The following is a 736-nucleotide window of genomic DNA, read 5'->3' as shown; positions in this document are numbered from 1 at the left end:
ATCAAGATCCATCTTTCAACATACAAGAATTTGCTCCTTCTGTTATAACCACTTTTTTAAAAGGATAAGGCATATAATAAAAAGGATATTGATACATTTTAGAATAAAACTGTGTAGATCATATAATAAATATTCCTATAATAGGAATTATTAATAAAGCAAATAAAAACATTAAGAATTCTTTCTTCATTATTTACTAATAGCACACGAAAAGACTACACCATTAACTATGAATTAACCGGTGGAACTAATATTTTTTCAATAATATCTATGCTGGCAGGTATTATTATTATTTTTTATTAAGAACGCCATTACCCTTCATGATTAAAAAAGGTTTAAATTTCATGGCAAAATGTAAAAACTTTCTAAAATACAAGGCACTAAGATTATTAACGCAAAGATTATAGGTAATAAAACTGTTCAACAAAAACCCATTAATTGATCATAACGTATTCTAGGGAAAGATGCTCTCCCTAATATAAAAATAAATATCATTATAGAGCTTTTTAATCCTATAATTCATCCATATAGCCATCCTTCTAATATGGATTTATAATTGTTAAAGAAATCTTCTGTATAAGATCTTTCAGAAACCATTCAATTAATTTCAAATATAAATAAATTGGAATATACAAAATCAAGAATATTAAAGACATCTTTAAGATTTATAAATAAATAACCTCCTAGAAACAAAATACTTGTAAGTATACACATTAAAACTATACTACCATACTCG

Annotated in this window: 1 protein-coding gene; it reads right to left on the bottom strand. The window is 24.9% G+C overall.

Going from position 1 to position 736, the window contains the following annotated elements:
- Nucleotides 1-420 precede the first annotated feature (420 nt).
- Complete coding sequence (locus IEW49_RS13370) at nucleotides 421-516, bottom strand: NADH-quinone oxidoreductase subunit H (protein ID WP_506344882.1); 96 nt, start codon at nucleotides 514-516, stop codon at nucleotides 421-423.
- Between the last annotated feature and the right edge of the window lie 220 nt (nucleotides 517-736).

Source organism: Pseudoblastomonas marina, from assembly GCF_014641655.1.
GTDB lineage: Bacteria > Pseudomonadota > Alphaproteobacteria > Sphingomonadales > Sphingomonadaceae > Alteriqipengyuania_A > Alteriqipengyuania_A marina.
The sequence above is the reverse complement of the archived record's forward strand: the minus strand, read 5'-3'. Positions and strand labels throughout refer to the sequence as shown.